Source organism: Streptomyces sp. CHD11 (assembly GCF_018638295.1).
Taxonomy (GTDB): domain Bacteria; phylum Actinomycetota; class Actinomycetes; order Streptomycetales; family Streptomycetaceae; genus Streptomyces.
Genome location: NZ_JABTTS010000021.1, coordinates 18,918 through 35,856 on the forward strand (window position 1 = coordinate 18,918; position 16,939 = coordinate 35,856).

Here is a 16,939-nt window from a genome sequence, read left to right on the forward strand (position 1 = left end):
CACAAGGGCCGTCGAAGCTTGTGAAGGGGCGCACGAGGTACCCCCCTGAGACGGGTGGATACTCGATGGCATGAGCACCACGGAGCGTCCCAGGATCCTCGTAGTAGGCGGTGGGTACGTAGGCCTGTACGCAGCTCGGCGCATCCAGAAGAAGATGCGTTACGGCGAGGCGACCGTCACCGTCGTCGACCCGCGGTCGTACATGACCTACCAGCCCTTCCTGCCCGAAACCGCCGCCGGCAACATCTCCCCCCGGCATGTCGTCGTCCCGCTGCGACGCGTGCTGCCCAAGGCGGAGGTCCTCACCGGCCGGGTCACCACCATCGACCAGGACCGCAAGGTGGCCCGCGTGGCGCCGCTCGTCGGCGAGACGTACGAGCTGCCCTTCGACTACCTGGTGATCGCGCTGGGCGCGGTCTCCCGCACCTTCCCGATCCCCGGCCTCGCCGAGCAGGGCATCGGCATGAAGGGCGTCGAGGAGGCCATCGGCCTGCGCAACCACGTCCTCGAGCAGCTCGACAAGGCCGACTCCACCACGGACGAGGACATCCGGCGCAAGGCGCTGACCTTCGTCTTCGTGGGCGGCGGCTTCGCCGGTGCGGAGACCGTCGGCGAGGTCGAGGACATGGCCCGGGACGCGGCCAAGTACTACAAGACGGTGTCCCGCGAGGACATGCGCTTCATCCTGGTCGACGCCGCCGACAAGATCCTTCCCGAGGTGGGTCCCAAGCTCGGCGCCTACGGCAAGGAGCACCTCGAGAGCCGGGGCGTCGAGGTCTACCTCTCCACGTCGATGGACTCCTGCGTCGACGGCCACGTGGTGCTGAAGAACGGCCTCGAGGTCGACTCCAGCACCATCGTGTGGACCGCGGGCGTCAAGCCCAACCCGGCTCTGTCCCGCTTCGGTCTGCCGCTCGGTCCGCGCGGCCACGTCGACACCCAGGCCACCCTCCAGGTCACCGGTACCGACTACATCTGGGCCGCCGGCGACAACGCCCAGGTGCCCGACCTCGTGGGCCGCAAGGCCGGCAACGAGAACGCCTGGTGCCCGCCGAACGCCCAGCACGCGCTGCGCCAGGCCAAGGCCCTCGGCGACAACGTGATCTCCGGCATGCGGGGCTTCCCGCAGAAGGAGTACAGCCATGCCAACAAGGGCGCGGTGGCGGGCCTCGGCCTGCACAAGGGTGTCGCGATGATCGTCGTCGGCAAGATCAAGATCAAGCTCAAGGGCCGTCTCGCCTGGTACATGCACCGCGGTTACCACGGCATGGCGATGCCGACCTTCAACCGCAAGATCCGGGTCTTCGCCGACTGGACCCTCGGCATGTTCCTCAAGCGCGAGGTCGTGTCCCTGGGCGCGATCGAGTCCCCGCGCGAGGAGTTCTACGAGGCCGCGAAGCCCGCGCCGGCGCCCGCGGCGGCGAAGCAGGAGCCGAAGAAGACCGAGGTCAAGGCTTCCTGACCGCAGGTCACTGATCGCCCGAAGGGGCCGCCCGCCATCCGTGGTGCGGGCGGCCCCTTCGCCGTCCCGCCGCACATCCCGGCGCCCGGCCCACCGCCTTCCCGGGCGCCGGGCCGGGCGTGGGCGGGCGGCGCCCTGCGACGGGACGGGGGGGAGGAGTGCGGGGCGCTCCCCTCCATGCACCTTCCCGGGCCTGCCGGGGGGCGGACAGCGGACCGGAGTGCGGTGCACGGGGGCGCGGCACAGCCTCGCCGGGTCACCGCGCCCCGCCTCCCCGCGGGTGCGTTTCCGCGCTTTGCCCAGAGATGACGCGCGCCGGGGACTGCCAAGGCGCCGCCCAGGTGTTTACGTGGTGACGACATTCCGGGATTCCCCGTCACGGAGGTGTACACCATGGCAGACGCCGCCCCGCGGCTGAAAGGCATCCTCGAACAGCTGACCGGCACTCCCCTCCCGGTCCGCATCCGCGCCTGGGACGGATCCCAGGCCGGCCCCCCGGACTCCCCGACCCTGGTCGTACGCAACCGCCGCGCCGTGCGCCACCTGTTGTGGCAGCCGGGTGAACTGGGCCTGGCCCGCGCCTGGGTGGCCGGCGATCTCGCCGTCGAGGGCGACCTCTACACCGCCCTCGGCCGGCTCGCCGGCCTCCTCTGGGAGCGCGACCAGGACCCCCGGCCCCTCACCCAGGCCCTGCGGGACCCCCGCTTCCGCTCCGCCGTACGCGGCCTCGCCGGCCTCGCGGGGCTTCCGCTGCCTCCCGCACCGCCCCCCGAGGAGGTCCGCCGCCACCGGCGCCGCCTGCACACCAAGCACAGCGACCGACGCGCCATCAGCCACCACTACGACGTCGGCAACGACTTCTACGAGATCGTCCTCGGTCCGTCGATGGTGTACTCCTGCGCCTACTGGCCGGCCCCGCCCCCGCGGGCCACCCTCGAACAGGCCCAGCACGACAAGCTCGAACTGGTCACCCGCAAGCTCGCCCTGGAACCGGGCCGGCGGCTGCTGGACGTCGGCTGCGGCTGGGGCTCCCTGGCCATCCACGCCGCCCGCGACCACGGCGTGAGCGTCGTCGGCATCACCCTCTCCCAGGAACAGGCCGCGTACGCCCGCAAGCGCATCGCGGAGGAGGGCCTGACCGACCGGATCGAGATCCGCGTACAGGACTACCGGGACGTCGCGGACGGTCCGTACGACGCCATCTCCTCCATCGGCATGGCCGAGCACGTCGGATCCGAACGCTATCTGGAGTACGCCGGCGCCCTGTACCGCCTGCTCGAGCCGGGCGGGCGGCTGCTGAACCACCAGATCGCGCGCCGCCCGCAGCGGGACGAGACGTCGTACAGGATCGACGACTTCATCGACGCCTACGTCTTCCCCGACGGCGAACTCGCCCCGGTGGGCACCACGGTGTCCCTGCTGGAGCGCTCCGGATTCGAGGTGCGCGACGTGCAGCCGATCCGCGAGCACTACGCGCTCACCCTGCGCCGCTGGGTGGCGAACCTGGAGTCCGACTGGACCCGCGCGGTGTCCCTCACCAGCCCGGGACGGGCCCGCGTCTGGCTGCTGTACATGGCGGCCTCCGCGCTCGCCTTCGAGCGCAACCGCCTCGGTGTCAACCAGGTCCTCGCCGTCAGGACCCCCGGGTCCGGCGCCTCCGGCCTCCCGCTGCGCCCCCGCACCTGGAACTGACGCGCGGGCGGACACCGGACCCACACGGGCGCGGGTCCCGCTCCACCCGGAACGGGACCCGCGCCACTGCCGTACCGCCGCGGCCGCTACTCGGCCTTGATCGCCTGCAGCGTGTTCAGCCGGGCCGCCCGCCGCGCCGGCCACAGCGCCGCCAGCACTCCCACCACCGCGGCCAGCAGCAGGAACACGCCCATCCGGCCCCACGGCAGGACCAACTCGTACGTCGACATCGTCGTGCTCATCAGCTCACCGGCCGCCCAGCCGAAGAACACCCCGAGACCGATGCCGAGCACCGCGCCGAACAGCGAGATCACCAGGGACTCCAGCCGGACCATGCGCTTGATGCCCTTGCGGTCCAGGCCGATCGCCCGCAGCATGCCGATCTCCTGGGAGCGCTCGAACACCGACATCGCCAGCGTGTTGATCACACCGATCACCGCCACGATCACCGCCATCGCCAGCAGACCGTAGACCATGTTCAGCACCACGGTGAACAGCTGCCCGATCTCGTTGGAGAGGTCCTTCTTGTCCTGGACCTTGATGCCCGGGTTGCTGCCGAGGGCCTTCTCCAGAGAGTCCTTCGTCGCGTCGGAGGGGCCGTCGGCGGTCTTCACCATGACCATCATGTCGGCCGGCTCCGGCTCGTGCGGGGCGAGCGTGGCGGTGTCGACCATGATGCCGCTGATCATCTCGTTGGCCACGTAGACACCGGAGACCGTGAGCTTCTGCTTCTCGCCGTCCTCGTAGGAGACCGTGAAGCCGGAACCCGTCTCCCAGCCGTACTTCTCCGCCGTGCGGGTGTCCGTGACCACCCGCGTGCCGCCGACCTCGAAGGCACCGGACTCCATCTCGAACTCGGTCAGCTCGTTGATCGTGGAGCCGTCGACGCCGGTCAGGTACTCCGTCTCGTCCCCGATGAGGGATTCGGTGTCGCGCAGAGGGCTGGTGGCGGTGATGCCCTCGGTCCCCTTCAGCTTCTTCTCGACGTCCGGCGACAGCTCGGAGTGGTTCGCCATGGACACCATGTAGTCGGCCTCGATCGCGGAGGCCGCCATGTTCTCGATGGACTTCTGCAGACTGCCGGCCGCCACCGTCATACCGGTGATCAGGGTGAGCCCGATCATCAGCGCGGACGCGGTGGCCGCGGTGCGGCGCGGGTTGCGCACCGAGTTCTGGCGGGCCAGCTTGCCGGACACCCCGAACAGCCGCAGCACCGGAGCGACGGCCGCGATCAGCGGGCGGGACAGCAGCGGGGTCAGCACGAAGACGCCGATGATCAGCAGCATCGCGCCGAGGGCCATGGGCGCCTGGCCGTCGGAGCCGTCCATCGTCGTGGCCATGAGGACCACCGCGACACCGGCAGCCGAGAACAGCGCGCCCAGTGTGTTGCGCAGTACCAGGGACTTGGTGGTCGCCTGGGCGTGCAGGGCGCTCATCGCCGCCACCGGCGGGATCTTCGCGGCGCGGCGGCCGGGCAGCCACGCGGCCATCATGGTGACCAGAACGCCGACGGCGAACGAGGTGACGACGGTGTCCGTGCCGATCACCAGCGGCCCGTCGGGCAGGGGCGCGTCCAGCATGCCCAGCAGGGAGCGCAGTCCCACGCCGATACCGACACCGGCGACCAGACCCGCTGCGCCGGCGACCGTGCCCACCACGAACGCCTCGATCAGCACCGACCGCGTGACCTGGCGGCGGGAGGCGCCGACGGCGCGCATCAGGGCCAGTTCCTTGGTGCGCTGGGCGACCAGCATGGTGAAGGTGTTGGCGATGATGAACGTACCGACGAACAGCGCGATGCCGGCGAACCCGAGCATCGCCTGCTTGATGCCGCTCATCGAGCGGTCGATCGCCCTCGTCTGGTCGGCGGCGAGCTCCCCACCGGTCATGGTGTCCACGGCACCGGCGGGCAGTGCCTTCTCCAGCTGCGTCTCCAGCTCGGTGTTGCCGACGCCGTCCTTCGCCTTGACGGCGATCTCGTCGAAGGTGTCCGTCTTGCCGAACAGCTTCTGGGCGGTTGCCGTGTCGAACAGCGTGAGGCTGCCGCCGGCCGCGACATTGCCGTCGTCGGTGGTGAAGATGCCGGTGATCACCGGCTTCAGGACGGGACCGTCGACCGACATCCGTACGGTGTCGCCGACCTTGAACCCCGCGCGCTTCGCCGTCGCGGAGTCGATGAGGATCTCGCCCTCACCCTCGGGCGCGCGGCCGTCGGTCAGCGCGTAGCGGGGGTCCTCGTCGCCCCAGTAGTTGCCGCCCCGCGATTCGAAGCCGCTGCCGATCAGATCGCCGTCCTTGTCGGCGATCGCGGTGAAACCGAAGACGATGCCGATGGCCCGCTCGGCCCCGGGCACCGCGGCGGCGTCCTCGACCATGGCGGGGGTCAGGTCGGGGTATTCGCCGAATCCGCTGTCCTCGTCCTCCTGCCACTGGGCGGTGACGGCGACGTCGACGTGGTCGAAGCCCTTGGCGGACTGCGTCTGCAGGGCCTCGGTGAGGCTGTTGGTGAAGACCAGGGTCCCCGACACGAAGGCCACGCCGAGCATCACGGCGAGCACGGTCATCAGGAGCCGGGCCTTGTGCGCGAGCACATTGCGCAGGGCGGTACGGAACATGGGAGTCTTCTCGAGTCCAGACGTATGCGAGGGAGGACGGACGGACCGGCGGGCTCAGGTGCCGCCGGGGGAGGTCAGCTGGTGCGGCCCTGGGCGTCGAACCGCTTCATCCGGTCGAGCACCGAGTCGGCCGTCGGTCCCTCCATCTCGTCCACGATCCGGCCGTCCGCGAGGAAGACGACGCGGTCCGCGTAGGCGGCGGCGACCGGGTCGTGGGTCACCATGACCACCGTCTGCCCCAGCTCGCGCACGGAGTTGCGCAGGAAGCCCAGCACCTCGGCGCCGGCGCGGGAGTCGAGGTTTCCGGTGGGCTCGTCGCCGAAGATGATCTCGGGCCGGGAGGCCAGCGCACGCGCCACGGCGACCCGCTGCTGCTGGCCGCCGGACAACTGCGAGGGCCGGTGCTTCAGCCGGTCGGCCAGCCCGATCATCCGGATCACGGTGTCCAGCCACTGCTTGTCCGGCTTGCGGCCGGCGATGTCCATCGGGAGGGTGATGTTCTCCAGGGCGGTCAGCGTCGGCAGCAGGTTGAACGCCTGGAAGATGAAGCCGATCTTGTCGCGGCGCAGCTTGGTCAGCTGCTTGTCCTTCAGCGAGCCCAGTTCGGTCTCGCCGATGCGCACGGAACCCGACGAGAAGGTGTCGAGGCCGGCCACGCAGTGCATCAGCGTGGACTTCCCGGACCCGGAGGGGCCCATGATCGCGGTGAACTCGGCCTGCCGGAAATCGACGGAGACCCGGTCCAGGGCGACCACCTGGGTCTCACCCTGACCGTAGACCTTCGACAGCTCCGTGGCGCGTGCGGCCACGGTGGTGGTCCGGCCGGCGGGGGGTCCCCCCGGACGGAGTTCGGGGGAGGGCGCGGTGGTCATGGGATGGACGCTCCTGTCGGGACGACGTGTTCTCGGGGACGTCGTCCATCCTTCCGGCGCTTTGCCGTCGTGTAGTCACCCGCTGCTCCGGTTCCGGGGGCGACTCGGGGTGGACCGCCAGGGCGTGCCGTCATACCTGGGGATGATGGAGTCCCCTGAGCCGGCCGTTGCCGAGAACGGGTGGAGCGCCCCTGTTCGGACGGTGAAATTCCGTCATTTCGCGTACATCACGGAGCGTCAGCCGTAAGGCTGGTGGCACGTGCTGACGGCGCGTTCCACGGGCTGATGCTCCCTCAGGCGCCAATAAAATAAGACAAGATCGCCTCATCCCGCCGCCGGCGGCGAGAAGGTCACCGATAGGCTCGGAGCCGCGAAGCGGAGCCCACGGCCTGCCCGGATGGTGGAATGCAGACACGGCGAGCTTAAACCTCGCTGCCCCTGAGCGGGCGTGCCGGTTCAAGTCCGGCTCCGGGCACCATCACGCTCTCCTTCTTGATCAGGGAGATCGTTCCGCCGTGGCCCTGCCGTGCTGCGGAGCGAGGGCGCATCGCATTCCTTAACGCGCACAGACCCGCCACGGCGGGCGGGGCGGGCCGCCCCGAAACGGTCGCCGGGCGCGGTCGCCGACCGCGGGCACGGGCACGGGCCGCCGCCGGCTGCGCCGTCCCGTTGACACCGGACGTACGCGGCTGGAAACTCGCGTCCGGCGTGGTGAGGGGGACGACTGATGCGTACCACCGTGGGGATCATCGGGGCCGGGCCGGCCGGGCTGCTGCTCGCGCGGCTGCTGCACCGCGCCGGGATCGAGTCGGTCGTCCTGGAGTCCCGGGACCGGGACCATGTCGAACGGCGGCAGCGGGCCGGGGTGCTGGAGCAGGGCACCGTGGACGTGCTGCGGGCCGCCGGGGCCGGGGCGCGGCTGGACCGGGAGGGGCTGCGGCACGACGGGATCGAACTGCGCTTCGACCGGCGGCGGCACCGGGTCGATCTGGCCGGGCTCACCGGCGGGCGGTCGGTGACGGTCTACGCGCAGACCGAGATCTGCAAGGACCTCATCGCCCTCCAGCTCGCCGGGGGCGGGCCGCTGCTGTTCGAGGCGGAGGCGGTGGGGGTGGAGGGGGCGGACACCACCTCTCCGCGCGTGCGCTTCCGGCACCAGGGGCGCGAGAAGGTGCTCGAGTGCGACTACATCGCCGGGTGCGACGGCTTCTGGGGCGTGTCACGTCCGTCCCTCCCCGCCGGAACGGGACACGTGTTCGAACGGTCGTACCCCTACGCCTGGCTCGGTGTGCTCGCCGATGTGCCGCCGTCCCACGGAGAACTGGTCTACGCCCGCCACCGGCGCGGTTTCGCCCTGCTGTCCATGCGCACCCCGGCCGTCTCCCGCCTCTACCTCCAGGTGCCCGAGGGGACCGACGCCCGGCAGTGGAGCGACGAGGAGATCTGGCGGGAGCTGGAGCTGCGGTTCGAGACCGACGACGACTGGACGCTGCGCCGCGGGCCGGTCACCCAGAAGTCGGTCACGCCCATGCGCTCCTTCGTGCACGAGCCCATGCGGTACGGCCGCCTGTTCCTCGCGGGCGACGCCGCTCACATCGTGCCGCCCGCCGGGGCCAAGGGGCTGAACCTCGCCGTCGGGGACGTGGTGGTCCTGGCGCGGGCGCTGGCGCACCGGAGGCAGACCGGTTCCGACGCACTCCTCGACGCCTACTCCGCGACCTGTCTGCGCCGGGTCTGGCAGGCGGAGCGGTTCTCCCACGACATGACGACCCTGCTGCACCGCGCCCCGGACGCCACCCCCTTCGAGGGCCGCCTCCAACTCGCCCGCCTGGACCGCCTCACCTCCTCCCGGGCGGCCGGCACCGACCTCGCCGAGGCCTATACGGGCTTCCCGCTGGAGTAAGCGGATGATCTCCTGCCGGTTCCGGGCAGGTACCGGGTCGGTCATGGTTCGTCCCCCCGTGGTGAGGGGAATCACCGGGCCGCGTAGCGTGTTGCGCAGCATGACGGGGGAAAGATCCTCCCCAGGTAATAGGGTCAATCCTTTGCCTACCTATTACTCTTGAGCCAAGGTCGCATCGAGTGACCATGGAGGAGTGCAATGAGGAGCAGAAACCCGGTCTTCTCGCGACGGGGGTTCAGCCGCGACAACGGCTACGCGGGCTTCAACACCGCGCCGCAGGCCGGGGGTCCCGCTGTCGCCACGCAGGCCAACCCGTACGCGCAGCCGACGGCGGGCAATCCGTACGCCCAGAACCCCTACGCGCAGGCGGAGCCGCAGCACGGTGCGCCGCCGCAGGCACCGGCCACCACCGGCCGGATGACGATCGACGACGTCATCATCCGCACGGGCAGCACGCTCGGCCTGCTGATCGTGACGGCCGCGCTCTCCTGGGCGCTGCTGCCGGTCGACGACGCCAACATCAGCCGGTCCTACGGCATCGGCATCGGTGCCGCGCTGATCGGCATGGTCCTGGCGCTCGTGCAGGCCTTCAAGCGCAAGCCCACCCCCGCGCTGATCCTGGCGTACGCCGCGTTCGAGGGTGTCTTCCTCGGCGTCATCTCCAGCATCGTCGACAACCGCATCGCCGACGGGGCGGCCATGCAGGCCGTGCTCGGCACCATGGCGGTCTTCGCCGGTGTGCTGGTGGCGTACAAGGCGGGCTGGATCCGCGTCAACCGCCGTTTCTACGGCTTCGTCATGGCCGCCGCGCTCGGCTTCATCCTGCTCATGGCCGTGAACCTGCTGTTCGCGGTGATCGGCGGCGGTGACGGCCTCGGCTTCCGCAGCGGTCCGCTCGGCATCATCTTCGGCATCGTCGGCATCATCCTGGGTGCCTGCTTCCTCGCTCTGGACTTCAAGCAGGTCGAGGACGGCATCGCCTACGGCGCGCCGCGCGAGGAGGCCTGGTTCGCAGCCTTCGGCCTCACGCTGACGCTGGTGTGGATCTACATGGAGTTCCTGCGACTGATCGCGATCTTCAACAGCAGCGACTGACGCCCGGCGGTGTCCCGTACGCCGCCGACGCCACAGGCAAGGGCCCCGGTTCCACACCGGGGCCCTTCGTCGTGCGCGCTACAGGAGCTTGCGCGCGGCCCTTCTCAGGTCGTACTCGTGGACGATCGCCTTGGCGTGGCCGTACGCCAGGTCGTATTCGTGCCGGAGCCAGCTGACCTTCTCCTCGAAGCGGAAGAGCGAGGGGCCCTCTTCGACGGTGCGCAGCCAGTCGGAGATCTCACGACCGGTGCAGTGCGGGATGCGGGCGAGCATGTTGCGATGGGTCTCTGCGGAGAAGACTTGGGACATCGGCGCCTCCGGACGCTGGGATGTAAGCCGGTCCTTCAGGTCACCGTGCCTGAGCGCCCGCCCGTTGGCAACAGTCCTGCGGCGCCGCGTACGCTCGCCGCGTGGTTGATACGACGCCCTTCACCCGTGCCGTGGATCATTTCGCCGACCGTCTGCGGGCCGCGCCGCAGAGCCGGCTGCAACGCAGCGGGGCCGCCGAGGCGCTCGCGCTGGCCAGGGAGCTGGCACGGCGTACTCAGCTGGTCGAGGAGCCGGGCAGCACGCCGCGCGAGATGCCCGACGCGGGCATGTTCGCCGCCGCCGACCAGATCACCGTCGCCGGGCACGACTTCGCCCTCGTGCTGGAGAGCGACGAGGGCGTGCAGGAGGCCGTACGGCTGGTGGAGGAGGCGCGTGAACGCGCCGGGGTGTAGCCGGCGGGCGGGCGCGCGCCCGGGGGCGGACGCCGCGCGGTGGCATCGGGTCTAGAGGGACGCGATGACGCGGTCCGCCAGGATGTAGACGCTTCCCTCGCCGCAGGAGAAGGTCAGCGTGTACGCGCCCGAGATGCCGGAGCCGCCCAGCAGGAACGGTGTCTCGCCCGCGCGCAGGGCCGTGGCCAGGCGCTCCGCGGTCTCGCGGTGGCCCGGGGTCATGCACAGCGTCGTCCCGTCGGCGAACACATAGACGTCCAGGGTGCCCAGCGGGCCCGGGCGGACGTCGGTCAGCTCGGTGCGGGAGCCGGCCAGCTCCTCGAGGACGGCGACGGTGCGCTCGTGGTCGTTCACGACCGGCGAGGGGTTCGGTACGAAGTCCGGGTGCGAGGGGTGACGGCGGCGGGCCGCGGCCAGCTCGGGGGAGTCCCCGGCGTGCTCCTCGGTGTCCGCGGCCGGCTCGCTCACCGGCTCCAGACCCACGAAGTCCGCCTGCCGGGGCAGGAACAGCTCACTGTCGGCCAGGCCCAGCAGGGACGGCGCGTCGGAGCCGTCACGTGTCTCCTGCGCGGCCCAGAAGGCCCGTGCCTCGGCCAGTTCGCGCTCCCGCTCCTCGGCGAGAGCCTCGGCGACGGCCGCGCGTATCTCGGCGGCGTCCGACGCGCGGGCGGCCGGCACGTGCGCGCGTGGCGCCGCGGACCGGTTCGCGGCCAGCTCGGTGTGCAGGGCCGCGACCTGTCGGCGCAGCACCATGATGCTGCGCAGCACAGCGACGCCCACGGCGCCGGTGGCGGCCGTGGTGATCAGCAGGGCGATCGGCATGGCGCTCACTGACGTACTCCCGGTTCAAGGTCGACCCCGACTTCCTACATCAGCTTGAAGGGCGGACTGACCTCCTGTCAGTGCGTAACGTCACGAAACGGACAGCTCTTTGGTTCCGGGGTCGACAGGGAGGCGGCGCTGACCTGCTGAATCCCGCCGGCGAGAGGGATAGGTCACATCCTGGGGGAGATTGGATCACGGAACGGCCCGGCGCCCGGGGTCGCCGGGGTGCCGGGCCGAAGTCTCACGGAGGGTGCCGTGACGGCTACCGTACGGTCGCCGTCACGGGCGGCATCGTCAGCTGAGACGCTCGATGACCATGGCCATGCCCTGGCCGCCGCCGACGCACATCGTCTCCAGGCCGAACTGCTTGTCGTGGAACTGGAGGGAGTTGATCAGCGTGCCGGTGATGCGCGCGCCGGTCATGCCGAAGGGGTGGCCGACGGCGATGGCGCCGCCGTTGACGTTCAGCTTCTCCAGCGGGAGGCCGAGCTCGCGGTAGGAGGGGATCACCTGCGCGGCGAACGCCTCGTTGATCTCGGCCAGGTCGATGTCGTCGATGGTGAGGCCGGCGCGGGAGAGGGCCTGCTTGCTCGCCTCGACCGGGCCGAGGCCCATGATCTCGGGGGAGAGACCGGAGACGCCGGTGGAGACGATCCGGGCGAGCGGGGTGAGGCCGAGCTCGCGGGCCTTGGTGTCGCTCATGATGACCAGCGCGGCGGCGCCGTCGTTGAGCGGGCAGCAGTTGCCGGCGGTGACCAGCCCGTCCGGGCGGAAGACCGGCTTGAGGCCCTGGACGCCCTCCAGGGTGACGCCGGCCCGGGGGCCGTCGTCCTTGCCGACGACCGTGCCGTCGGGCAGCGTCACCGGGGTGATCTCGCGCTCCCAGAAGCCGTTCTTGATGGCTTCCTCGGCGAGGTTCTGCGAGCGGACGCCGAACTCGTCCATGTCCTGGCGGGTGATGCCCTTGAGGCGCGCCAGGTTCTCCGCGGTCTGGCCCATCGCGATGTAGGGGTCGGGCGCCAGGCCGTCCTCGCGCGGGTCGTGCCAGGTCGAGCCCTCCGACTCCGCGACGGCCGCGGTACGGGCCTCGGCCTCGGCGAACAGCGGGTTGCGGGTGTCCGGGAGGCTGTCGGAGTTGCCCTTGACGAAGCGGGAGACCGTCTCGACACCGGCCGAGATGAAGACGTCGCCCTCACCGGCCTTGATGGCGTGCAGCGCCATCCGTGAGGTCTGCAGCGAGGACGAGCAGTAGCGGGTGACGGTGCAGCCGGGGAGGTGGTCCATCCCCATCTGTACGGCGACGACGCGGCCGAGGTTGTTGCCCTGCTCGCCGCCGGGGAGGCCGCAGCCGAGCATCAGGTCGTCGATGTCCCTCGGGTCCAGCTCGGGGACCTTGGCGAGGGCGGCCTGGATGATCGTGGCGGTCAGGTCGTCCGGGCGCAGGTCCTTGAGGGAGCCCTTGAAGGCGCGGCCGATGGGGGAGCGGGCGGCAGAGACGATCACGGCTTCGGGCATCACGGCTCCAGAGGATTGTGGGCGGCGCGGAGCGCCTGGCATACCGGTGGGTTGGTGCGGGGCCTCCTGGGAAGTTACCCGGCCGTATGAGCCGGGTCACGGTTCTCGCGATGTGACATGGACCGCAACTGTCTAAGCGCTTGCTTGGCCCACACCGCCGACCGCCGACCGCCGACCGCCGACCGCCGACTGCCGACTGCTGACTGCCGACGGCTGACTGCCGACGGCTGACTGCCGACGGCTGACCGCCGACGGCTGACCGCCGACGGCTGACCGCCGACGGCTGACCGCCGACGGCTGGCCGCCGACGGCTGACGGCTGGCCGCCGACGGCGACCGCTGACCGCCACACCCCACGCCTCCGACCCCCTGCCACTCCCCGCCTCCCGTCACCCATGACCGACCACCACACTTCGCGCGTCCCGCCGCTCCATGGTCGGCGGCCACCCTTCCCGTGTCCCTGCCCTCCGTGTGCCTGCGCCACCCGGTGGCTGACCGCTGCCCTCCGCGCGCCCCCGCGCAGCCCGCCGCTCCCGCGGGCCGTCGTGCCTCCCCCAGTGCCTCAAGGGCCTGGGATGTGTCCCCAGCGCGGCACGCGTGGGCGGTGGGAGTGCCCCCGCTCACGGGAGTCCCCCGCTCACGGGGATCTCCCGCCCGGGCGAAGCCGCGCGTGGGGGAGGCACCCCGCGGACGCCGGGCCGCTTCACGCCCCCGGCCCCCACGGGCATCGCTCGCCGGGTGCTCCCGGCTACGGTGACGGCTGGGCCGAGGGCTCGGGCTCGGACACCGGCACCCGACGCCGACGGCGGCGCTTCAGCAGAGCCCAGGCACCCCGCGGCCCCGACGGCATCGCCGCCGTCACCTCCGTGCCCGCCTCCGCTGCCGCCTCCGCGGCCGCCCGGGCAACCGGCAGGAATCCCTCACGGCGAGCGGCGTCCGGCCGCTCCTCCTCCGCCGGCCACAGCCCCAGCGCCGCGCACACCGTCGGCAGTATCGCCATCGCCGCCGTGGCATACCCCTCCACCGACGGGTGATAGCTGTCGGGCCCGAACAGCTCCCGCGGATTCGCCGCGAACTCGGGCCCCAGCAGATCCCCCAGGGACACCGTCCGCCCGCCCTGCTCCACCGCGCCGATCGTCTGCGCCGCCGCCAGCTGCCGCGAGGCACGCCGGGCCAGCCAGCGCAGCGGCTGCCGCACCGGCTCGATCGTGCCGAGGTCCGGGCAGGTCCCGACGACCACTTCCGCACCGGCCGTCCGCAGCCGCCGTACCGCCGAGGACAGATGGCGTACGGACTCGGTGGCCGGCATCCGATGGGTCACGTCATTGGCGCCGATCATGATGACGCACATGTCGGGCACCCGGGACGGATCCGCCAGCGTCCGCGTCACCTGCCGCTCCAGATCGTCGGAACGGGCCCCCGGCACCGCGACCGTGGTCAGCCCCACCGGGCGCTCCGCGATCGCCGCCACCCCCGACGCCAGCAGCGAGCCCGGAGCCTGCCCGCCCCGGTGCACGCCCTGCCCGGCCGCCGTGGAGTCACCCAGCATCGTCAGCCGCAGCGCCGGTACGCCGGGCACCGTGTAGGCCGCGCCGTACAGCCCGTCCGCGTTCGGTACGTAGGGACTCGCGCCGTTGCCCACGCGGCGGCGCGCCAGCCGCGCCTCCGCGAGCAGCAGGCCCACGGTGGCCGCCCCGGCCAGGCCGATGCCCCCGCCCCCGTACGCCGCACCGGCCGCGATCCGCCGGGCCACCCGCGCCCTCGACATCGACATCCCCGTCATACGCGCCGCCACCTCCTCGAAGCCGTACCCAGTGCTTGCCCCGTACGCACCGTGGTCCAATCCTCACGGGCGGTGAACGACCCGGCCGGGTTCCGCTCGGGGAAGGGCCTACGCTGGTTCGACCACTAGGACCACATCTTTTGCAAGCATCCGGAGACAACGGTGCAATTCCACGACTCGATGATCAGCCTCGTCGGCAACACCCCGCTGGTGCGGCTCAACAGCGTGACCAAGGGCATCAGGGCGACCGTCCTGGCCAAGGTGGAGTACTTCAACCCGGGCGGTTCCGTGAAGGACCGCATCGCCCTGCGCATGATCGAGGCGGCGGAGCGGAGCGGAGAGCTGCGGCCCGGCGGCACCATCGTCGAGCCGACCAGCGGCAACACCGGCGTCGGTCTCGCCATCGTGGCCCAGCAGAAGGGCTACAAGTGCGTCTTCGTCTGCCCGGACAAGGTGTCCCTGGACAAGATCAACGTGCTGCGGGCCTACGGCGCCGAGGTCGTCGTCTGCCCCACCGCCGTGGCGCCCGAGCACCCCGACTCCTACTACAACGTCTCCGACCGGCTGGTGCGCGAGACGCCGGATGCCTGGAAGCCGGACCAGTACTCCAACCCGCACAACCCCCTCTCCCACTACCACTCCACCGGCCCCGAGCTGTGGGAGCAGACCGAGGGGAGGATCACCCACTTCGTGACCGGTGTCGGTACCGGCGGCACCATCTCCGGGACCGGGCGCTACCTCAAGGAGGTCAGTGACGGCGGCGTGAGGGTGATCGGCGCCGACCCCGAGGGGTCGGTGTACTCCGGCGGCTCCGGACGGCCGTATCTGGTGGAGGGCGTCGGCGAGGACTTCTGGCCGACCGCGTACGACCGTGAGGTCGCCGACGAGATCGTCGCCGTCTCCGACAAGGACTCCTTCCAGATGACCCGCCGCCTCGCCAAGGAGGAGGGCCTGCTGGTCGGCGGGTCCTGCGGCATGGCCGTCGTGGCGGCGCTCGAGGTGGCCTCCCGGCTCGGCGAGGACGACGTGGTCGTCGTCCTGCTGCCGGACAGCGGCCGCGGCTACCTCAGCAAGATCTTCAATGACGAGTGGATGGCCGACTACGGCTTCCTGGAGGACACCGGCACCAGCGCCCGCGTCGCCGACGTCCTGAACGACAAGGAGGGCGGCCACATCCCCTCCCTCGTCCACATGCACCCCGACGAGACGGTGGGCCAGGCCATCGAGGTCCTGCGCGAGTACGGCGTCTCGCAGATGCCCGTGGTCAAGCCGGGCGCCGGGCATCCCGACGTGATGGCCGCCGAGGTCGTCGGTTCCGTGGTGGAACGGGAGCTGCTGGACGCGCTCTTCAGCAAGCGGGCCTCGCTCGACGACCCGCTGGAGAGGCACATGTCCGCGCCGCTGCCGCAGGTCGGCTCCGGAGAGCCCGTGGCGGACCTGATGGCCGTCCTCGGCAAGGCGGACGCGGCGATGGTCCTGGTCGAGGGCAAGCCGACCGGTGTGGTCAGCCGCCAGGACCTGCTGTCCTTCCTCGCCAAGACCGGCAAGTGACGGCGCGTCGGGCGAAGCGGGTGTGAACGGGCCCTGAACGGGCGGGTGTCGGCGCCCACAGGATCCTCGTGGACTTCGCGGAAGTGGTACGAGCACGTCACGTCGGCGCAGCACCCGCTTAACACGGCTCCGGCACAGTGGTGGATGTCGGCAGGGAACGGGAGCGGCTCCCCGTTCCGGGCCGGCAACCACACGGCGTCGAAGGACCTCCGGAGCGGCTCCCGGACCTCCATGGACGCCTCGGACGCGGCCGACTCGACGGCGCGCGTCCCTCGCGGGGACCGCCGTCGTCCCGGCTCCCGGGCAACCGGGGGTGTGGCGGTCCCCGCGCAAGCCCGTCTCAGTCCTCCCAGTCGCTGTCCCGCCCGCCCTTGCGGCGGCCGAACAGGCCCGGGTTGGTGCGGACCGCCTGGACCACGTTGACGCCGACGATGCCCAGCCAGGCGACCAGCAGGCCGGGCAGATGGCCCACACCCCCGCCGATCGCGGACAGCGGCACCGCCAGCACCAGCGAGACGATCCCGAAGCCGAAACGCTCCCCCCAGGAGTCGGTGACCTGCGGCGACCGGGCATCCCGGGCCACCGTCAGCTGCCGCTCGGCGAACTGCCGGCGTACCCGGCGCTCCACCGCCCCGTCGATGCGCTGGTCGACCTTCTCCAGGAACGAGTCGACCAGCGCGGACTCGTACTCCTCGCCCAGTTCCCTGCGCGCCTGCAGGGAGGCGTTGAGTTCCTTCTTCAGCTCGGCTTCCCGCGCGTCCATTCCGGTCATGCGCTCCACGGTAGGCACGCGGCGGGCCTAAGACACTGGGGGTAACCCCCCTGTCGGATTCGGGTTCGCCGCGCCCCCAGGGCCTGTCGTCCGGATCAGGCCGGCCGTGAGACACGGTGCGTCTTCAGCCGAC

At 71.2% G+C, this 16,939-nt stretch carries 13 protein-coding genes and 1 tRNA gene; 7 read left to right on the forward strand and 7 right to left on the reverse strand.

The window, feature by feature from the left end:
* Nucleotides 1-70 precede the first annotated feature (70 nt).
* Both HTV45_RS20660 and HTV45_RS20665 read left to right on the forward strand, forming a co-directional pair.
* Nucleotides 71-1,462 carry an NAD(P)/FAD-dependent oxidoreductase gene (locus HTV45_RS20660; RefSeq protein WP_215207304.1) on the forward strand — a complete coding sequence of 464 codons (1,392 nt, stop codon included), beginning with the start codon at nt 71-73 and terminating at the stop codon, nt 1,460-1,462.
* A gap of 393 nt (nt 1,463-1,855) precedes the next feature.
* A complete protein-coding gene (locus HTV45_RS20665; protein ID WP_215207305.1) occupies nt 1,856-3,154 on the forward strand; it encodes a cyclopropane-fatty-acyl-phospholipid synthase family protein in 1,299 nt (432 codons plus the stop codon).
* A gap of 86 nt (nt 3,155-3,240) precedes the next feature.
* On the opposite strand, the gene HTV45_RS20670 is transcribed toward HTV45_RS20665, so the two are convergent.
* Both HTV45_RS20670 and HTV45_RS20675 read right to left on the reverse strand, forming a co-directional pair.
* The gene (locus tag HTV45_RS20670; RefSeq protein ID WP_215207306.1) at nt 3,241-5,769 is read right to left on the reverse strand and encodes an ABC transporter permease; all 2,529 of its coding nucleotides are present in this window, start codon (nt 5,767-5,769) and stop codon (nt 3,241-3,243) included.
* Between the two features lie 74 nt (nt 5,770-5,843).
* Entirely contained in the window at nt 5,844-6,641 is a 798-nt protein-coding gene (locus HTV45_RS20675; RefSeq protein WP_215207307.1) for an ABC transporter ATP-binding protein, read from the reverse strand.
* 391 nt (nt 6,642-7,032) lie between these two features.
* On the opposite strand from HTV45_RS20675, the gene HTV45_RS20680 reads away from it, so the two are divergent.
* From HTV45_RS20680 to HTV45_RS20690, 3 genes are all read left to right on the forward strand, one after another.
* Nucleotides 7,033-7,119: transfer RNA gene (locus HTV45_RS20680), tRNA-Leu, on the forward strand.
* Between the two features lie 249 nt (nt 7,120-7,368).
* Nucleotides 7,369-8,544, forward strand: a complete 1,176-nt coding sequence (locus HTV45_RS20685) for a 4-hydroxybenzoate 3-monooxygenase (protein ID WP_215207308.1) — start codon at nt 7,369-7,371, stop codon at nt 8,542-8,544.
* 198 nt (nt 8,545-8,742) lie between these two features.
* Nucleotides 8,743-9,639: a Bax inhibitor-1/YccA family protein gene (locus HTV45_RS20690; RefSeq protein WP_215207309.1), complete on the forward strand. Its 897-nt coding sequence runs from the start codon at nt 8,743-8,745 to the stop codon at nt 9,637-9,639.
* Nucleotides 9,640-9,717: 78 nt separating this feature from the next.
* On the opposite strand, the gene HTV45_RS20695 is transcribed toward HTV45_RS20690, so the two are convergent.
* Nucleotides 9,718-9,948, reverse strand: coding sequence for a DUF4287 domain-containing protein (locus tag HTV45_RS20695; RefSeq protein WP_037939887.1), 231 nt, complete (start codon nt 9,946-9,948; stop codon nt 9,718-9,720).
* Nucleotides 9,949-10,049: 101 nt separating this feature from the next.
* Between HTV45_RS20695 and HTV45_RS20700 the strand changes: the two genes are divergently transcribed.
* Nucleotides 10,050-10,361, forward strand: coding sequence for a hypothetical protein (locus tag HTV45_RS20700; RefSeq protein ID WP_215207310.1), 312 nt, complete (start codon nt 10,050-10,052; stop codon nt 10,359-10,361).
* A 51-nt stretch (nt 10,362-10,412) separates the two neighbouring features.
* Here HTV45_RS20700 and HTV45_RS20705 read toward each other — a convergent pair whose 3' ends face one another.
* The 3 genes from HTV45_RS20705 to HTV45_RS20715 all read right to left on the reverse strand — a co-directional run bounded on the left by HTV45_RS20705 (nt 10,413) and on the right by HTV45_RS20715 (nt 14,483).
* A complete protein-coding gene (locus HTV45_RS20705) occupies nt 10,413-11,192 on the reverse strand; it encodes a hypothetical protein (RefSeq protein ID WP_215207311.1) in 780 nt (259 codons plus the stop codon).
* 288 nt (nt 11,193-11,480) lie between these two features.
* Nucleotides 11,481-12,701, reverse strand: a complete 1,221-nt coding sequence (locus HTV45_RS20710; RefSeq protein WP_215207312.1) for an acetyl-CoA C-acetyltransferase — start codon at nt 12,699-12,701, stop codon at nt 11,481-11,483.
* 747 nt (nt 12,702-13,448) lie between these two features.
* Complete coding sequence (locus tag HTV45_RS20715; protein WP_215207313.1) at nt 13,449-14,483, reverse strand: SGNH/GDSL hydrolase family protein; 1,035 nt, start codon at nt 14,481-14,483, stop codon at nt 13,449-13,451.
* Nucleotides 14,484-14,645: 162 nt separating this feature from the next.
* Here HTV45_RS20715 and HTV45_RS20720 point away from each other — a divergent pair, with 162 nt between their 5' ends.
* Nucleotides 14,646-16,034: a cystathionine beta-synthase gene (locus tag HTV45_RS20720; protein WP_215207314.1), complete on the forward strand. Its 1,389-nt coding sequence runs from the start codon at nt 14,646-14,648 to the stop codon at nt 16,032-16,034.
* Nucleotides 16,035-16,374: 340 nt separating this feature from the next.
* On the opposite strand, the gene HTV45_RS20725 is transcribed toward HTV45_RS20720, so the two are convergent.
* On the reverse strand, nt 16,375-16,797 hold the full coding sequence (locus tag HTV45_RS20725; RefSeq protein WP_215207372.1) for a hypothetical protein: 423 nt from the start codon (nt 16,795-16,797) through the stop codon (nt 16,375-16,377).
* Nucleotides 16,798-16,939 lie beyond the last annotated feature (142 nt).

What these genes read in the sequence shown, in the direction of transcription:
- HTV45_RS20715 (WP_215207313.1), bottom strand. Translation starts at nt 14,483, where the DNA reads ATGACGGGGATGTCGATGTCGAGGGCGCGGGTGGCCCGGCGGATCGCG.
- HTV45_RS20670 (WP_215207306.1), bottom strand. Translation starts at nt 5,769, where the DNA reads ATGTTCCGTACCGCCCTGCGCAATGTGCTCGCGCACAAGGCCCGGCTC.
- HTV45_RS20710 (WP_215207312.1), bottom strand. Translation starts at nt 12,701, where the DNA reads ATGCCCGAAGCCGTGATCGTCTCTGCCGCCCGCTCCCCCATCGGCCGC.
- HTV45_RS20685 (WP_215207308.1), top strand. Translation starts at nt 7,369, where the DNA reads ATGCGTACCACCGTGGGGATCATCGGGGCCGGGCCGGCCGGGCTGCTG.
- HTV45_RS20695 (WP_037939887.1), bottom strand. Translation starts at nt 9,948, where the DNA reads ATGTCCCAAGTCTTCTCCGCAGAGACCCATCGCAACATGCTCGCCCGC.
- HTV45_RS20675 (WP_215207307.1), bottom strand. Translation starts at nt 6,641, where the DNA reads ATGACCACCGCGCCCTCCCCCGAACTCCGTCCGGGGGGACCCCCCGCC.
- HTV45_RS20690 (WP_215207309.1), top strand. Translation starts at nt 8,743, where the DNA reads ATGAGGAGCAGAAACCCGGTCTTCTCGCGACGGGGGTTCAGCCGCGAC.
- HTV45_RS20725 (WP_215207372.1), bottom strand. Translation starts at nt 16,797, where the DNA reads ATGGACGCGCGGGAAGCCGAGCTGAAGAAGGAACTCAACGCCTCCCTG.
- HTV45_RS20660 (WP_215207304.1), top strand. Translation starts at nt 71, where the DNA reads ATGAGCACCACGGAGCGTCCCAGGATCCTCGTAGTAGGCGGTGGGTAC.
- HTV45_RS20665 (WP_215207305.1), top strand. Translation starts at nt 1,856, where the DNA reads ATGGCAGACGCCGCCCCGCGGCTGAAAGGCATCCTCGAACAGCTGACC.